Origin of the sequence: Novosphingobium sp. SG707 (assembly GCF_012275515.1) — a bacterium.
Classification (GTDB): Bacteria; Pseudomonadota; Alphaproteobacteria; order Sphingomonadales; family Sphingomonadaceae; genus Novosphingobium.
On record NZ_JAAZQL010000003.1, the window covers coordinates 495,379 to 511,456 of the forward strand.

A 16,078-nucleotide genomic window follows, 5' to 3' on the forward strand; every position below is an offset into this window, starting at 1 on the left:
GCCTCGCGCGCAACAAAGGGGTGAACATGAAAACGAACCTTGCAAACGCACTGAGGCATGGCGCCGCGCCGCTGGTGATGAGCATCGCCATGCTCGCCGGTCCCGCCTATGCCCAACAGGCCTCCATCGTCGATGGTCCGCCGCCCGCCCCGGCCGCACCGGTCGACACTTCGGCCACGATCGTGGTGACGGGTACGCGCATCGTCAACCCGAACCTGAAGTCGGCCGCTCCGATTACGACCGTGTCGGCGATGGATCTCAAGGTGGCGGGCACGACCCGCACCGAAGACATCCTCAACCAGCTGCCGCAGGTGTTTGCCGCGCAATCCTCGACGCTGGCCAATGGCGCGAGCGGCACGGCCGAAGTCGACCTTCGCGGTCTTGGTCCCAAGCGCACGCTGGTGCTGATCAACGGCCGCCGCCTGATGGCGGGCGATCCCAGCCCGACCAGCAGCTCGGCCGCCGACCTTAACTTCATCCCGGCCTCGCTGATCAAGCGCGTCGACGTGCTGACCGGCGGCGCATCGGCCACCTATGGCGCGGACGCTGTGGCGGGCGTGGTCAACTTTGTCATGGACAAGGACCTCAACGGCCTGCGCATCGATCTCAACGACGGCCTGTATCAGCACAATAATGGCTCGACCATGGTGCAGGGCCTGTTGAACGCGCGCACGGCGGCGGGCATTTCGGGCTATGACTATCCCACGGGCAACACCTGGGGCGGCAACAGCGTGGATGCCACGATTTCCTACGGCACCAAGTTTGCCGATGGCGCCGGCCATGTGATGGCCTATTTCGGCTATCGCCGCGCCAATGCGCTGCTCCAGTCCTCGCGCGATTTCTCCAAGTGCACGATCCAGAACCGCACGAACAACCGTTCGGGTCTTCAGTGCGGCGGCTCGGCCACCTCGGCCAATGGCAACGCCTTCTACTTCACGCCCGGCAGCGGTTCGTCCTCGACCGTGGGCACGCTGGGCAACGGCACGTTCACGCCGGGCGCGCTGACCCGCTACAACTTTGCACCGCTCAACTACTTCCAGCGCCCCGATCAGCGTTACACCGCCGGTCTGTTCGCCGATTATGAAATCAATTCGGCTTTGAAGCCCTATCTTGAATTCATGTTCATGGACGATCACACGGTGGCCCAGATCGCTCCCTCGGGCGACTTTGGCAACACGCAGACGATCAACTGCGACAACCCGCTGATGAGCGCGCAGCAGAGGTCGAACATCTGCACCCCCGCCAACATGGTCATGGGCTATCTGGGCAACTATCCGGTTGTTCCGGCCATCTACGCCACGTTCAACCCGACCACCCAGTCGCAGGTGACCCCGGCGGCCAACGCCAATACGGCCTATTTCCAGCTTCTGCGCCGCAACGTCGAAGGCGGGGCTCGCATCAGCGATCTCCAGCACACTTCGTTCCGCACGGTGATCGGCTCTAAGGGCGATCTGGGCCATGGCTGGGCCTATGATGCCTATTTCCAGTATGGGCGCACCAACTACAACCAGATCTATTCGAACGAATTTTCGGCTCAGCGTCTGGGTTATGCGCTCGATGTCGTGACCGGCCCGGCCGGTACGCCGGTGTGCCGCATTTCGCTCACCTATCCCAGCTCGGGCTGCGTTCCCTATAACATCTGGTCGGGTACGCCGTCGGCCGCTGCGCTCTCTTACCTGAGCGCCACGGGTTTCCAGAACGGCTATACCAGCCAGACCGTGATCTCGGGCACGATCACGGGTGACCTCGGCACCTATGGCCTGAAATCGCCGTTGGCCAGCGATGGCGTGAACATCGCGCTGGGTATCGAACGCCGCACCGAAAAGCTGGCGCTCAACACCGACACCTCGTTCCAGACCGGCGATCTCACGGGGCAGGGCGCACCCACCCTGCCGATCAACGGCGGCTATCACGTCACCGAATTCTTGGGCGAAATCGCGGTGCCGGTGATTGACCGGATGCTGACCTTCAATGGCGGTTTCCGTTATTCGGATTACGCGATCAACAACGGCAAGGGTTACAAGACCGGCACCTACAAGCTGGAACTGGACTTTACCCCGATCGAGGACATCCGCATCCGCGCCAGCCTCAACCGGGCCGTTCGCGCGCCCAACATTCAGGAACTGTTCCGCGCCAACTATGTCGGCCTCGATGGTTCGTCGGACCCCTGCTCGGGCAAGACGATCACGGCCGCCGACACGGGCTGTCTGGCGCAGGGCCTGCGCGTGGGCCAGTATGTGACGCCGAATCCGGCGGCTCAGTACAACGGTTATCTGGGCGGCAATGCCAATCTGCGGCCGGAAAAGGCCACCACCAAGACTGTCGGCGTGGTGCTTACCCCGCATATGGTTCCGGGTCTGTCGCTGAGCGTCGACTATTTCGACATCAAGATCAATCAGGCCATTCAGGCCTATGGCGCCGACGCGATCCTGGGTGCGTGCAACTCGGGCAGCGCGCTGGCCTGCGGTCTGGTCAAGCGCAATGCGGCCGGTTCGCTGTGGCTGTCCTCGGACGGCTATGTCATCGATCTTGATAACAACGTGGGCTGGGTCAAGACCGCCGGCTTTGAAGTCAACGCCAGCTATTCCAAGAACATTGGGGCCTGGGGCAAGATCAGCGGCAGCCTGACCGGCACCGCGCTGAGCGAGAAGTCGACCTACAACGGCCTGTCGCCTGCCTATGACTGCGCTGGTTATTATGGCCCCACCTGCGGCGTTCCGGCGCCCAACTGGCGCCACAAGGCCCGCATCACCTGGTCGACCCCCAAGAACATCGATGTGTCGCTGACCTGGCGCTATGTCGGTTCGGTCAACGTGGAATACATGAACCCCTCGGCCACGCTGTCGAATTCGACCTACAGCCTGTATAACAACAAGCTGCCCGCGATGAATTACATCGACCTGTTCCTGACCGGCAAGGTCACCAAGAACCTGTCGGTTCGCGCGGGCGTCAACAACCTGTTCGACAAGGATCCGCCGCTGGTTTCCTCGGGCGGGACGGGCGTGGCCAGCGCTTGCGCCTCGGTCTATTGCAATGGCAATACCTATCCGGGCGTGTATGACTCGCTGGGTCGCTATCTGTTCGTTGGCGCGACGGTCAATTTCTGATCCTCTGGCGCTAACGTGATCGGCAGCGGCGGCTTCTCCTTCGGGAGGGGCCGCCGTTTGCTTATGATAGAAGGGGAATTTTCGTGAGCCTTGATGCCGGCGGGATGACACAGGCCGACGAGCAGGAGACGATCCGCCAGATTGTCACCCTTGCGCGGGCCGGGCGAATGGACGATGCCTCGGTTGCCGTGCGCCGCGCCGCCGCGCGCGGGGCGGGCGGGCCGGTGTTTGCCGCGCTGGCCGGGGCGGTGGAGTTTCATCGCGGGCAATTTGCCGATGCCATCCCCCATCTGCGCTTTGCCCACAGCGCCCAGCCTGCCGACAATACGGTACGCGCCAATCTGGCCGAGGCGCTCTATCGCACCGGGGCCGGGGATGCGGCGCTGGCGCTGTGCGAAGAGGATGCGGCGCGGGCGGACCGGTCTTTGCGCCTTGCGCGGATCGGCGGCCATCTGGCGCAGGAGGCCGAGGATTTCGCCCGCGCCGCGGCGCTTTACCGCATCGCCCTGGCGGGCGATCCACAGGATTGGTCGGGGTGGAACAATCTGGGCAATGCGCTTTGCGCGCTGGGCGATTGGGATGGGGCGATTGCGGCGCTGCGCCGGGCGGTTGAACTGGTGCCCGATTCCGCGCCGGTGCGGCTCAACCTTGGCAAGACCCTGATCGATGCGGGGAGGAGCGAGGAAGGCGAGGCCTTGCTGCGCGCGCTGGTCCGCGAATTTCCGCAGGAGGCCGCGCCCCATTACGCGATGTTTGATGTGCTGCGCGGGGCCGGGGATGCCGATGGGGCGCATCGCTCGATTGCCGCCGCCGCCCGTCTGGCCCCCGATGATGCCCAGATTCAGGCCGATTTTGGCCAGCATGCCGCGATGATGGGCCTGTTCGGCGAAGTGGAGGCCCCCTTGCGCAAGGCTTTGGCGATCGACCCTTCGATTGCGCAGGCATGGGTCGCTCTGGCCAGCCTGCTGGAGCGGGTGAACCGCGAGGAGGAGATCGAGCCTTTGCGCGCGGAGGCTGCGGCCCATGTCGATCCCGCCTCGCTCTCCTTCATCGACGCGCTGCGCCACAAGCGCGCCCATCGCTATGACGAGGCGCTGGCCGCGCTGGAGGCGGCGGGCGAGGAAACGGTGACGGCGGCGCAGCGGTATCACCTGCGCGGGGTGCTGCTCGACCGGCTGGGGCGCTATGACGAGGCCTTTGCCGCCTTTGCCGCGATGAATGCCGAATTTGCCGCTGATCCCACCGATCCGCGCGGGCGCGGGGCGCGCTATCGCGCAGAGATTGACGAGGGCGCGGCCTTGCTGACCCCGGCATGGCGGGCGGGATGGAGTGCATTTGCGCCCACGTCCACACGCCCCGCGCCGATCTTCCTGCTGGGCTTTCCCCGCTCGGGCACGACCCTGCTCGACACGATGCTGATGGCCGAGCCGCGCGTGCGCGTGCTGGAGGAGGCGCCGATCATTGCCGAGATCGAGGCGCAACTGGGGGGGATCGCCGCCCTGCCGGGCTTGAGCGCGGCGCAGATCGAGGAGGCCCGCGCGCTCTATTTCGCCCGCGCCGGTGAATTGGCCGATCTGGCGCCCGACAGCATCGTGCTGGACAAGCATCCGATGCATCTGCGCCATGCGCCCACCATCGCCCGCCTGTTTCCCGAAAGCCGGTTCATTCTTGCCCTGCGCCACCCTTGCGATGTGGTGCTCTCGTGCTGGTTGACGAATTTCCGGCTGAACAATGCGATGGCCAGTTTCCTCGATCTGGACGATGCCGCCGCGCTCTATGAGGCCGCCTTTGGCCAGTGGGAACAGGCGCGCGCACTGCTCGATCTGCCCGTGGGCGAGGTGGTCTATGAACGCCTTGTCGAGGACAAGGATGCCGAATTGCGGCCCTTGTTCGACTGGCTGGGGCTGGCATGGCCCGAGGGCGGGGTGGACCACCGCGAGGCGGCGCGTGCGCGCGGCACGGTCATCACCGCCAGCTATGCGCAGGTGACCGAGCCGATCTATAAGCGCGCCGCCGGGCGATGGCGGCGGTATGAGGCGCATCTGGCCCCGGCGGCGGCGCGCCTGTCGGGCTGGATCGAACGTTTTGGCTATGGCGATCAGGCATGAGCGCAGTCGAGGCCATGGTTCGCGCGGGCGATCTGGCCGGGGCGGCGGAGCAACTGGAACGGGAGCTGGCGGCAGGCGAGCCGGACCTGACGCGCTATCTGCAATTGGCGGGCCTGCGCCGCGCCTTGCGCCAGCCTCACCGGGCCCTGCGCGCGGTGGAGGCGGGGCTGGCGCTGGCGCCGCTTGATTTTATGGCATTGTGTATGCGCGCCGGATTGCTGGAGAGCATCGGCGATCCGTCCGTGGGCCGCGCATGGGACGAGGCGCTGGCGCAGAGGCCGGAGGGGGATCTGCCGCCGCCGCTGCTGGCCGCGATGGCCCATGGCGAGAGCTTGCGCGATCAATGGCGGGCCGAGCGCGCCGCGCAGATGGCGCAGGCCACACAGGCCAGCGAGGCCGTGGGGGGCGATCAGGCATGGCGCATCGCCCGTTTTCGCAGCAACACACTGCGCCACACCCGCCCCTATTATTCCGAGCCGACCCATTTCTTCTTTCCGGGTCTGAGCATGCGCGAATATCACCCGGCCGAGCGTTTTCCATGGCTGGCTGACCTTGCCGCCGCGACCGGGGCGATCCGCGACGAGATGCTGGCCGTGATGCGTTCGGACCGCGCTGAACTGGCCCCCTATATCCAATATGCCGAGCATCAGGCGCTGCGCCAGTGGCAGCCCTTGAACCACAATCCCGACTGGACCGCGATCCATCTGATCCGCCGGGGCGAGATCGTGGCGGCCAATGCCGCGCAATGCCCGGTCACGATGGAGTTGCTCTCGCGTATGCCTCAGCCCGATATTCCGGGCGCCTCGGCCAATGCGCTGTTTTCGCTGCTGGCGCCCCATACGGCGATTCCGCCCCATGTGGGGGTCAATAATGCGCGCCTGCTGTGCCATGTCCCGCTGGTGGTGCCCGATGGCTGCTGGTTCCGGGTGGGGGCCGAAACGCGGATGTGGCGCGAGGGCGAGCCTTTCGTGTTTGACGACACGATCGAACATGAGGCGATGAACCCCAGCGACCACCTGCGCGTGGTGATGATTTTCGACATCTGGCACCCGGATCTGACGCCGGGGGAACGCGACGCCGTGCGCGCCATCGTGGCGCAGGAAACCGCGGCCGGTAATTTGGGCTGAACAAGGAGCAGTTTGATGAAGCATCGTTTGATGGTCATGGCGGCGTCGCTGGCGATGATTCCCGCCGCATCGGGGGCGCAGACGGTGTTTGACGCGCCTTCGCCTTTGCCGTTCCATGCGCCCGATTTTTCGCGCATCAAAGATGGTGATTTCCAGCCCGCCATCGAGCGCGGCATCGCCCTGCGCCGGGCCGAGATCGCCAAAATCGCTGCCAATCCCGCCGCCCCCACCTTTGCCAATACGATCGAGGCGATGGAGCGTTCGGGCCAGATGCTCGACCGGGTTTTGCAGGTGTTTTCCGCGCTGACCGGGGCCAACACCAATGACACGCTGGACGAGGTGGACCGCATCACCTCGCCCAAGCTGGCGGCGCTCAATGACGAGGTGGCGCTCAATGCGAAACTCTTCGCCCGCGTCAAGGTGCTGCATGACAAGGCAGCGAGCCTCAAGCTCTCACCGGTCCAGCGCCGCCTGCTCGACCGCACCTATGAGGGTTTTACCCATAGCGGCGCGCTGCTGGACGAGGCGGGCAAGACGCGGCTGAAAGCGATCAACCAGCGGCTTGCCACTCTCTCGACCGAGTTTTCGCAGAAATTGACCGCAGGCACGCGCGAGGCCGCGCTGGTGGTGACCAGCAAGGCGGCACTGGCGGGCCTGTCCGAGGGCGAGATTGCGGCGGCGGCCAAGGCGGCCGAGGGCAAAAAGCTGCCCGCCGGTTCCTATGCGCTGCCCTTGCAGAACACGACGCAGCAGCCGCAACTGGAAAGCCTGAGCGATCCGGCCACGCGCAAGGCTTTGTTCGAGGCGAGCTGGACCCGCAGCGAGCGCGGCGATGCCCATGACACGCGCGCGATGATCGCCGAAATGGCCCAGTTGCGCGCCGAAAAAGCCAAGCTGCTGGGGTATAAGAACTTTTCCGATTATCAGCTCTATGATCAGATGGCCAGGTACGGCGCCAATGCCCGCGCCTTCATGGCCAAGCTGGCCCCCGCGCTGCGTGCCGCACAGGAGCGGCAGGTCAAGGAACTGGCCGCGCTGGTCGCCAAGGACGGCGGCGACACCAGCGTCAAACCATGGGACTGGCAGAAATACGCCGGGCAGAGCCTGAAGGCCAAGCTCTCCTTCGATCCTTCCTCGGCCAAGCCCTATTTCGAGATCAACAAGGTGATGGAGGAGGGCGTTTTCTACGCCGCCAATCAGCTTTACGGGATCAGCTTCAAACGCCGCACCGATCTGCCCGTCTATCAGGAGGATGTGCGCACCTACACCGTCTATGACAAGGACGGCAAGGAACTGGGCCTGTTCTATTGGGACCCGTGGAAGCGGGACAACAAGCAGGGCGGCGCATGGATGAGCAATTTCGTCGGCCAGTCGGGGATGATGGGCACCAAGCCGGTCATCTATAATGTCGAGAATTTCGCCAAACCGGGGGCCGGAGAGCCGCTGCTGGTCAGTTTCGACGATGTGATCACCATGTTCCACGAGTTTGGCCACGCGCTGCACGGCCTGTTCTCGGACCAATATTATCCCAGCATGTCGGGCGCCAACACGGCCCGCGATTTCGTCGAATTTCCCAGCCAGTTCAACGAGAACTGGGCCACCGACCCCAAGGTTCTGGCCCATTATGCGCACCATTATCAGACCGGCGCGCCGATGCCCCCGGCCATGGTGGAAAAATTGAAAGACCTGCGCCGCATCGATCAGGGCTATGATCTGGGCGAGGTGGTGGCGGCCGCCATGCTGGATATGGACTGGCACGCGTTGCCTGCCGATGCGCCGCGTCAGGATGTCGATGCCTTCGAGGCCAAGGCGCTGGCCGCCACGGGGCTGGACACCGCCCATGTTCCGCCGCGCTATCGCTCCAGCTATTTCCGCCACATCTGGGCCAATGACTATGCCAGCGCCTATTACGCCTATCTGTGGACCCAGATGCTGGATCATGACGCCTATGACTGGTTCGTCCACCATGGCGGCCTGACCCGCGCCAATGGCGATCGTTTCCGCGCTTTGGTGCTCTCGCGCGGGTCGTCGCTGGATTATGCGGCCATGTACAAGGGCTTCACCGGGCGCGATCCTTCGGTGACGCCGATGCTGCGCGCCAAGGGCCTGATCGACTGAACTTATCCCTCCCCCATCAGAAGGTTCAAGACATGAAATATTCGCCCCTGCTGGCCGTTTTTCTGCTGGGCGCGGCCGTGCCTGCCTTGGCGGCCGCCCCTGCTGCCAAAGTGCCCGCGATCAAGGTGCCGCCCATCGACGTGGCGCTGATGAAAGACACGGTCAAAACGCTTTCGGCCGACGATATGGAAGGGCGCGGCCCCTCCACCGCCGTTGAGCCCAAGGTGCTGGACGCGATCATTGCGCGGTTCAAGGCGGCGGGGCTGAAGCCCGGCGGCGAAAAGGGTGGCTGGCTGCAGACCGTGCCCACCGTCGAAATGACCGTGGCGCAAAGCAGCCCGCTGACCATCGGCGGCATCGGTTTTGTGCGGGGCAGCGATTTTGTCGCCACCAGTTTCCGCCATGTGCCCCATACCGAGATCAAGGACAGCGATCTGGTCTTTGTCGGCTATGGCATCAATGCGCCCGAATTGGGGTGGAATGATTACGCGGGCGTGGACATGCACGGCAAGGTGGCCGTGATCCTGATCAACGACCCCGATTATGCCGCCAAGGACGAGGTAGGCCTCTTCAAGGGCCGCCGCATGACCTATTATGGGCGCTGGACCTATAAATATGAGGAAGCGGCCCGGCAGGGCGCGCGCGCGGCGTTGATCGTGCATGATACCTATCCGGCCGCCTATGGCTGGAATGTGGTGCAGTCGAGCTGGTCGGGTTCGGAATATTATGTGGCACGGCCCGACAATGCGATGGACCAGACCGAGGCCAATGGCTGGATCCAGATGGGCGTGGCGAAGAAGGTCTTTGCTGCGGCGGGCAAGGATTTTGCCGCCCTGTCCGAAGCGGCCAAGCAGAAGGGTTTTAAGGCCGTGCCGCTGGGGCTGAAGGCCAGCCTCTCGTTTGACAGCACGCTGCGCCGGTCCGAATCGCACAATGTCGTGGGCATCCAGAAGGGCCGCGTGAAGCCCGATGAGGTGGTGCTTTATTCGGCGCATTGGGATCACCTGGGGCATTGCGAAAAGGACGCCAAGGGCGACGGCATCTGCAACGGCGCGGTCGACAATGCCACCGGGGTGGGCGCGCTGGTGGCGCTGGCCAAGGCCAATGTGAAGGCAGGCCCGGCGCGGCGCAGTCAGGTCTTCGTGGCGCTCACGCTGGAGGAATCGGGCCTGCTGGGCAGCGAATTCTATGGCCAGAACCCGCTCTATCCGCTGGCGAAAACGGTGGGCGGGGTGAATATGGACGCGCTGGCACCCATCGGGCGCGCGCGCAATTACGCGATGACGGGCGGCGACAAATCTGACCTCACCGGCATTTTCCGCGCCGTGCTCAAGCAGGAAGGGTTGTATGAAAGCCCCGAGGATCATTCCGAACGCGGCCACTACTACCGCTCGGACCATTTCAGCCTCGCCAAGCGCGGCGTGCCCATGTTCGACATTGCGCGCGGGCAGGACCTGTTTGCCGGCGGCGCCAAGGCTGGTGCAACCGCCACCGAGGACTATGTCGAGCACCGCTATCACCAGCCCTCGGACGAATATTCGGACACGTGGGACTGGTCGGGCATCACGCAGGACGTGAAGGTCTTTTACAAACTGGGGCGCACTCTGGCCGATGGGACGATGTGGCCCAATTGGCATAAAACCGACGAGTTTCGCGGGGTGCGGGATGCGAGTTTGAAGGCGGGGAAGTAGGGGGTTTAAGCGGCCTCCGGCGGGCAAAGGGACTCGGTCCCTTTGCAATCCCGGTAATGGGGGTGTGGCCAGATCGCCGCGCCGTGCTGGATTGTTAAAGCCTGCGGCGCGGACAGTGATGCCTTTACCGCGCGGCAGGCTTTATTCCTGAAACGCTGCGTCTGATACTTGACGCCGAACCCTTGGCGCGACAAAGACAGTCATGGGAGCGCGAGGGACCGACCGATTTGTCTCGACAAATCGGCCATCTGGAAAACCACCCCTCGCATCTTCAACCTTCCTTCAAATTCCAGACACGAAAAAGCCCGGCGGAGAATCCCCCACCGGGCTTTTTCACATCAACCCAACGGGCCGATTAAGCGGCGACAGCGGCCTTCTTGGCCAGCTCGCGCTTCACCTTGACGGCGCGGGGGCTGAGCTTGTCGTCGGAGCTCTTGAGCAGCCAGTTGTCGAGGCCGCCCACGTGTTCCACCGAGCGGAGGCCGTGGGTCGAGACGCGGAACTTGAAGCTGCGGTCAAGACCTTCCGACAGAAGCGTAACGTTCTGCAGGTTGGGCAGGAACACGCGCTTGGTCTTGTTGTTGGCGTGGCTGACGTTGTGGCCGACCTGGCGGCCTTTGCCAGTCAGTTCGCAAATACGGGACATGGGTGCTACTCGCTTAAGAAAGAATCCGATGACCCGCATAAAAGGCGGGTGAGGGGGCGCGCATAACGATTCGTGTGGAAAAGGTCAAGTTGCCTTGGACCTTTCGCTGCGCTAGCCCTTGTCTTTATGACGCGATGGCCACTTCCCGCCCCGATGCGCCGGGCTTTTGACGAGGCGCGGGCGGCGGCCGGCGCCGGAGAAGTGCCGATTGGCGCGGTCATCGTCAAGGATGGCGTGATTATTTCATCCGCGCATAACCTGCCGCGCACCCGGTGCGACCCCACTGCCCATGCCGAGGTGCTGGCGATTCGCAAGGCGGCGCGGGCGCTGGGCAATGAACGACTCGATGGCTGCGATCTTTGGGTCTCTCTGGAGCCCTGCGCGATGTGTGCGGGCGCGATCGTCCATGCGCGCATCGCCCGCCTCTATTATGCCGCCAGCGATCCCAAGGGCGGCGCTGTGGCCCATGGCGGGCGGATCTTTGACCAGTCCACCTGCCTGCACCGCCCCGAGATCTATTCCGGCATGGGCGAGGACGAGGCGGCGCAGATGCTGCGGGATTTCTTTGCGGCCCGCCGTTAAGCGGGTTTGCGCAGCGTCGGGATGATGAACAAGTCGCTGCTCGACGGCGCTGGGCAGGCCTTGGGCACAAAGCTGCCCTTGTCGATGCCCTTGGGTTCAAAGCACAGGTGGACCTGTTTCAGCCACACTTTGCCCGAGCCGTCGGCGGCGGGCATGGTCTGGACCTGAATGGCCTTTTCATTGTCCTTGAACATCGGATTGGCGTCCACAAAGGCATGGACCACCGCGTCCGACACCATCCGCCCGTCCTTGGCCAGCTTGTAGAGGTCGGGCTTTTTCAGCTTGGCATAAAGCCGCGCCACGCTTTGCCAATAGGCGCCGCCGCTGGTCCAGGGGCCACAGGCGCCGTGCTTTTTCCACTCATGCATCTGCGTTGCGGCCGAGGGCATGATGCAAAGATGCTTCTGCAATTGCGGCAGGGTGGGCGCGGGGGCCTTGGTCGCGCACCATTGCGGCCAGTTGGTCCCATCTGTTTCGCCCCAGAGGCCATGGACGACGAGGCCGAAGGGCGGCTTGTCCTGACCGCATTGCAGCTTGTCGCCCGGATCCTTCAGCGGCCCTTTCAGACCCGCGCAATAGGACGGGGTCCAGCTCATCACGAAGCTGTAGACATTGATCGGGTGCTTTGCGACGGGCTTGACCGGCTCGGCGGCGGGGCGCGAGATTTTGGGCAAGGCGTCCACCTGCGCGGCCACGCATTGCTGCGCCATGGCCTGTGCAGGGATCAGCGAAAGGGCAAGCGTGGTCAGGATCAGACGCATTTACACCTCCTCAAAATCAAGGCCGATGTCGGCGGCAGGCGCGCTTTGCGTCAGGCGGCCCACCGAGACGTAATCCACGCCCGAAGCGGCAATCGCCCCGATCGTGTCGAGCCGCACCCCGCCGCTGGCCTCGCAAGGCGCGCGGCCGGAAACCTGCTCCACCGCGCGCGCCAGCATCTCGGGCCCCATATTGTCGAGCAGCAGATGGGTCGCGCCCGCCTCCAGCGCCGGTTCGATCTGGTCGAGGTGATCGACCTCGCAGATGATGTTGGCGATGCCCGCCGCCTTGGCGCGGGCCACGGCAGGACCGACCCCGCCCGCAATCGCGACATGGTTGTCCTTGATCATCGCCGCGTCCCACAGGCCCATGCGGTGATTGGTGGCCCCGCCCATGCGCGTCGCGTATTTTTCCAGCACGCGCAGGCCCGGAATCGTCTTGCGCGTGTCGAGCAGGGTCGCGCCCGCATTCCCCATCGCGTCGACATAGTCCCGCGTCATCGTGGCGATGCCTGACAAATGCTGCACCGTGTTCAGAGCGCTGCGCTCGGCCGTCAGCAGCGCCCGGCCCATGCCGGTGATGCGCATCAGATGGGTGCCCGGCGCCACGCGGTCGCCGTCCTGCACCAGCAGTTCGATTTCGGCATCGGGGTCGAGATGGCGGAAAAACGCCGCCGCAATCGGCAGGCCCGCCACGGTGATCGCATCGCGGCTGTCCATCACGCCGATAAAGCGCGCGTCAGCCGGAATCACGCTCTCGCTGGTCACATCATGCCCGCCGCCGGGCCAGCCTTCGCCAAGATCCTCGGCGAGGGTGGAGTGGATGAAGGCGGCCAGATCAAAGCCGGTCAGTGCGAAGCCTTGGTGCGTGAAGGTCATAAAGGGGCTATAGAAGATGGATGATGCGAGGGTCTAGACCCTCGCGCTCCCTTTACTGTCTTTGTTGTGCGATAGGGGCAGCGTTGGGTATCGGACGCGCCGTTTCAGGAATAAAGCCTGCGGCGCGGCAAAGGCATCGCTATCCGCGCCGCAGGCCTTAAACAGCAACCCCAAGCACTCCTTGGCCAACCAAGCGCCACCCCATTACCGGGATTGCAAAGGGACCGAGTCCCTTTGCCCGCCGGAGGCAAAACCCCTTAAAACCCATCAATCAATGCACAAACCGCGCCACCACATCCCGGTAAGAGCGCGACACCTTCACATCGGCCCCGGATTCCAGCACGAGGAAACACTCCCCATTGGTATGGGGCTTCACCTGCCGGACCAAGTTCAAATTCACGATCCACGAGCGATGCACCCGCTGAAACACGCGCGGGTCGAGGCGGCGTTCGAGGTCTTTCATCGTTTCGCGCAGGATCATCGAATTGTCGGCGGTATAGATGACCATATAATCGCCCGCGGCCTCGATGCGCTCGATCGTGTCCACATCAACGCGGAAGATCTGGCCGCGATCCTTGATGTTGAGCAGCTTTTCATAGCGGTCCGCGCCGGTATCGACGGGTTCATCCTCCATGGCGTCCATCGCATCGGGCGCCACTTCGGCCAGCACGTTTTTCAGCTTCTCGGCCTCTTCGGATGCCCGCTTGTCGGCCAGACGCTGGCGCACCCGGTCGAGCGTATCGGCCAGGCGATCCTCATCCACCGGCTTCATCAGATAGTTCACCGCATTGGCCTCGAACGCGCGCACGGCATGTTCCTGATAGGCGGTGACGAAAACGAAGAGCGGCGGTTCGATTTCCATCACGCCCTTGACCACGGCAAAGCCGTCGAAGCCGGGCATCTGGATGTCGAGGAAAACGAGGTCGGGCTTTTCGGTCTTGATCTTGCGGATCGCCTCACGGCCATTGTTGCAGGTGTCGATGATTTCCACATCGGGAAATTTCTGAAGCCGCAGTTGCAGGCCCTGGATGGCCAGCTTTTCGTCATCGACGAGAATAGTGCGGATGGTCATGCAATGGGATCCTGCCTGTTGCCGCATTTTGCGGATCTGGAGTCGTTGTAACTCCTTTTCCTTCACACCGCCAAGGCTGAACGTGGGGTGACCGATGCGGGCGCACTCGACGACTGGCGCTTTTCGAACGGTATTTCGATGGTAACGGCAAATCCGCCCTCGGGCGGCTCGTACATGTCGAAACGGTGATTGGGGCCATAGGCCTGCATCAGACGGTCGCGGATATTGGCAAGGCCCACCCCGGTCGAGACCTGTTCGCGCCCGTCATAGGTGATGCCGCTGGACCGGTTTTCGGCATTTTGCGCGGTCATGCCCGGCCCGGTGTCGGACACGGTAATACGCAGATTTTGCCCCAGCAGGCCCGCCGCAATGGTGATTTCCGCGCCCGATTCCTGCGGGCTGACGGCATATTTGATCGCGTTTTCGACCAAAGGCTGCAGCAGCAGCGAGGGCAGCAGCCCTTCCTTGCAGGCCTCGTCAATGCGGAAGGTGGTGCGCAGCCTTTCCTCAAACCGCATCCGCTCGATATCGAGATAGAGTTTGAGCGTTTCCACCTCCTGCGCCACGGTCACGCGGCCCGTGGGCGGGTTGATCAGCGTATAGCGCAGGAAAGAAGACAGGCGCGTTAGCATCGCATTGGCCTGATCGGTCTGTTTAAGCAGGACCAGCGTGGAGATCGAATTGAGCGTATTGAACAGGAAATGCGGATTGAGCTGATAGCGCAGCATGGCCAGTTGCGCGCTGGTCGCCTGATTCTCCAGCCTTAGGAGCTGATCATTCTGCTCCTCGATCCGCAGGAAAAAGTTGATCGCGTAATAGAGCGCCGACCAGGCGCCCAGCAGCGTGGCGTCGAGATAAAACACGCCGATGAACAATTGCGCGAAACTGGCGATGCTGTCGGGCCGATAGAGCGCGATCACCCAGCCATCCATGAAGGCATAGAGCGACACCGCAAAAGGCAGTACCACCATCGTCACGCCCCATGTCAGCAAGGGGCGCTGGCCGATCAGTTGATGATAGACCACCGCCAGCAGGAGCGAGATCGAAAAGCCCGTGATCGTGGCGATCAGCACCAGCACCAGAAAGCTGGCCGGCTGGTTGTTGGCCAGGCTGGACATGGCGCGCAGGAGCATCGCACCCGACCAGCCCAGCATCTGCAATCGCCAGAACGCCTTGTTCTTGTTGGCAAAAAAGGGTGAGGGGCGAAAGGGAAGCACGGCCATGATGCGCTTTTATCGCAGAAGCCGTGCGCCGGGGGAAGAGGCTAAGGCATCAACCCTTGATGGCGGCGGCCAAGGCGTCATAGCCCACCGCCCCGCCAAGGATCTTGCCGCCCGCGATCCAGCTTGGCGTGCCGCCAAGGCCAAGATGGCGGGCAAGGGCCAGATTGGCCTCGATTTCGGCCTGCGTGGCCGGATCGGCCACCACCTTTTGCGCGGCGGCCATGTCCAGCGCGGCGCTCTGTGCGGCGGCCGCGATGGTTTGGGCATTGGGGCGCCCGGCGGCAAACATCGCCTTGTGGAAGGCGGCAAATTTGCCCTGTTTGGCCGCGGCCAGCGCCATCTTGGCGGCATCCACGCTTTCAGGCGTGAGGATCGGCAATTGGCGGATCACCACCTGCGCCTGCGGATCGGCGGCGACGAGCTTGGCCACGTCCTCCTCGCTGGCCCGGCAATAGCCGCAGGCGTAATCCATGAATTCGACCAGCACATGGCTGCCCTGCGGATTGCCGATCACCGCGCCGGGAAAGGGCTTCAATGCCTGCGGGGCCACCTGCGCCAGTTGCTTTTCCGCCTCGCCCGATTTCAGCTTTTCGGCCGCCTCGCTCAGGATTTCGGGGCGTTCGAGCAGAGCCTCGCGCACCGCCTTGACCTGTCCGGCATGGCCAAAGGGCAGCATCGGGGCAAGAGTTGCGCCCACCAGACCGCCCGCCAGTCCGAACAGCGAGGCAAGAACAATGGTGCGAAACTGAGACATGGAATTTCCTTTA

Annotated in this window: 12 protein-coding genes; 6 read left to right on the forward strand and 6 right to left on the reverse strand. The window is 63.6% G+C overall.

What is annotated here, in order from left to right:
* The first annotated feature begins 26 nt into the window (after positions 1–26).
* The 5 genes from FHW92_RS11100 (at position 27) to FHW92_RS11120 (ending at position 10,151) form a co-directional block, all read left to right on the forward strand.
* Positions 27–3,107: a TonB-dependent receptor gene (locus tag FHW92_RS11100; protein ID WP_168603307.1), complete on the forward strand. Its 3,081-nt coding sequence runs from the start codon at positions 27–29 to the stop codon at positions 3,105–3,107.
* 83 nt (positions 3,108–3,190) lie between these two features.
* Complete coding sequence (locus FHW92_RS11105) at positions 3,191–5,215, forward strand: sulfotransferase (protein WP_349237673.1); 2,025 nt, start codon at positions 3,191–3,193, stop codon at positions 5,213–5,215.
* Positions 5,212–6,342 carry an aspartyl/asparaginyl beta-hydroxylase domain-containing protein gene (locus FHW92_RS11110; protein WP_168603308.1) on the forward strand — a complete coding sequence of 377 codons (1,131 nt, stop codon included), beginning with the start codon at positions 5,212–5,214 and terminating at the stop codon, positions 6,340–6,342. Before FHW92_RS11105 ends, FHW92_RS11110 begins: the two co-directional genes overlap by 4 nt.
* A gap of 15 nt (positions 6,343–6,357) precedes the next feature.
* Complete coding sequence (locus tag FHW92_RS11115; protein WP_168603309.1) at positions 6,358–8,460, forward strand: M3 family metallopeptidase; 2,103 nt, start codon at positions 6,358–6,360, stop codon at positions 8,458–8,460.
* A gap of 32 nt (positions 8,461–8,492) precedes the next feature.
* Complete coding sequence (locus FHW92_RS11120) at positions 8,493–10,151, forward strand: M28 family metallopeptidase (protein WP_168603310.1); 1,659 nt, start codon at positions 8,493–8,495, stop codon at positions 10,149–10,151.
* Positions 10,152–10,506: 355 nt separating this feature from the next.
* On the opposite strand, the gene rpmB is transcribed toward FHW92_RS11120, so the two are convergent.
* Positions 10,507–10,797: a 50S ribosomal protein L28 gene (gene rpmB / locus FHW92_RS11125; protein ID WP_168603311.1), complete on the reverse strand. Its 291-nt coding sequence runs from the start codon at positions 10,795–10,797 to the stop codon at positions 10,507–10,509.
* A 126-nt stretch (positions 10,798–10,923) separates the two neighbouring features.
* On the opposite strand from rpmB, the gene FHW92_RS11130 reads away from it, so the two are divergent.
* A complete protein-coding gene (locus tag FHW92_RS11130) occupies positions 10,924–11,379 on the forward strand; it encodes a nucleoside deaminase (protein WP_168603312.1) in 456 nt (151 codons plus the stop codon).
* Here the strand turns inward: FHW92_RS11130 and FHW92_RS11135 are convergent.
* The 5 genes from FHW92_RS11135 to FHW92_RS11155 all read right to left on the reverse strand — a co-directional run bounded on the left by FHW92_RS11135 (position 11,376) and on the right by FHW92_RS11155 (position 16,065).
* Positions 11,376–12,140 carry a hypothetical protein gene (locus tag FHW92_RS11135; RefSeq protein ID WP_168603313.1) on the reverse strand — a complete coding sequence of 255 codons (765 nt, stop codon included), beginning with the start codon at positions 12,138–12,140 and terminating at the stop codon, positions 11,376–11,378. The two genes, FHW92_RS11130 and FHW92_RS11135, sit on opposite strands and share 4 nt — an antisense overlap.
* A complete protein-coding gene (gene nadC, locus FHW92_RS11140; RefSeq protein WP_168603314.1) occupies positions 12,141–13,016 on the reverse strand; it encodes a carboxylating nicotinate-nucleotide diphosphorylase in 876 nt (291 codons plus the stop codon).
* 271 nt (positions 13,017–13,287) lie between these two features.
* Positions 13,288–14,088 carry a LytTR family DNA-binding domain-containing protein gene (locus FHW92_RS11145; protein WP_168603315.1) on the reverse strand — a complete coding sequence of 267 codons (801 nt, stop codon included), beginning with the start codon at positions 14,086–14,088 and terminating at the stop codon, positions 13,288–13,290.
* A 62-nt stretch (positions 14,089–14,150) separates the two neighbouring features.
* Entirely contained in the window at positions 14,151–15,311 is a 1,161-nt protein-coding gene (locus FHW92_RS11150; protein WP_168603316.1) for a histidine kinase, read from the reverse strand.
* 49 nt (positions 15,312–15,360) lie between these two features.
* Positions 15,361–16,065, reverse strand: coding sequence for a DsbA family protein (locus FHW92_RS11155; protein ID WP_168603317.1), 705 nt, complete (start codon positions 16,063–16,065; stop codon positions 15,361–15,363).
* Between the last annotated feature and the right edge of the window lie 13 nt (positions 16,066–16,078).

Excerpts from the sequence above, each read along its gene's own strand:
- FHW92_RS11110 (WP_168603308.1), top strand. The coding sequence starts at position 5,212 with ATGAGCGCAGTCGAGGCCATGGTTCGCGCGGGCGATCTGGCCGGGGCG.
- FHW92_RS11115 (WP_168603309.1), top strand. The coding sequence starts at position 6,358 with ATGAAGCATCGTTTGATGGTCATGGCGGCGTCGCTGGCGATGATTCCC.
- rpmB (WP_168603311.1), bottom strand. The coding sequence starts at position 10,797 with ATGTCCCGTATTTGCGAACTGACTGGCAAAGGCCGCCAGGTCGGCCAC.
- FHW92_RS11145 (WP_168603315.1), bottom strand. The coding sequence starts at position 14,088 with ATGACCATCCGCACTATTCTCGTCGATGACGAAAAGCTGGCCATCCAG.
- FHW92_RS11120 (WP_168603310.1), top strand. The coding sequence starts at position 8,493 with ATGAAATATTCGCCCCTGCTGGCCGTTTTTCTGCTGGGCGCGGCCGTG.
- FHW92_RS11135 (WP_168603313.1), bottom strand. The coding sequence starts at position 12,140 with ATGCGTCTGATCCTGACCACGCTTGCCCTTTCGCTGATCCCTGCACAG.
- nadC (WP_168603314.1), bottom strand. The coding sequence starts at position 13,016 with ATGACCTTCACGCACCAAGGCTTCGCACTGACCGGCTTTGATCTGGCC.
- FHW92_RS11150 (WP_168603316.1), bottom strand. The coding sequence starts at position 15,311 with ATGGCCGTGCTTCCCTTTCGCCCCTCACCCTTTTTTGCCAACAAGAAC.
- FHW92_RS11100 (WP_168603307.1), top strand. The coding sequence starts at position 27 with ATGAAAACGAACCTTGCAAACGCACTGAGGCATGGCGCCGCGCCGCTG.
- FHW92_RS11155 (WP_168603317.1), bottom strand. The coding sequence starts at position 16,065 with ATGTCTCAGTTTCGCACCATTGTTCTTGCCTCGCTGTTCGGACTGGCG.
- FHW92_RS11130 (WP_168603312.1), top strand. The coding sequence starts at position 10,924 with ATGACGCGATGGCCACTTCCCGCCCCGATGCGCCGGGCTTTTGACGAG.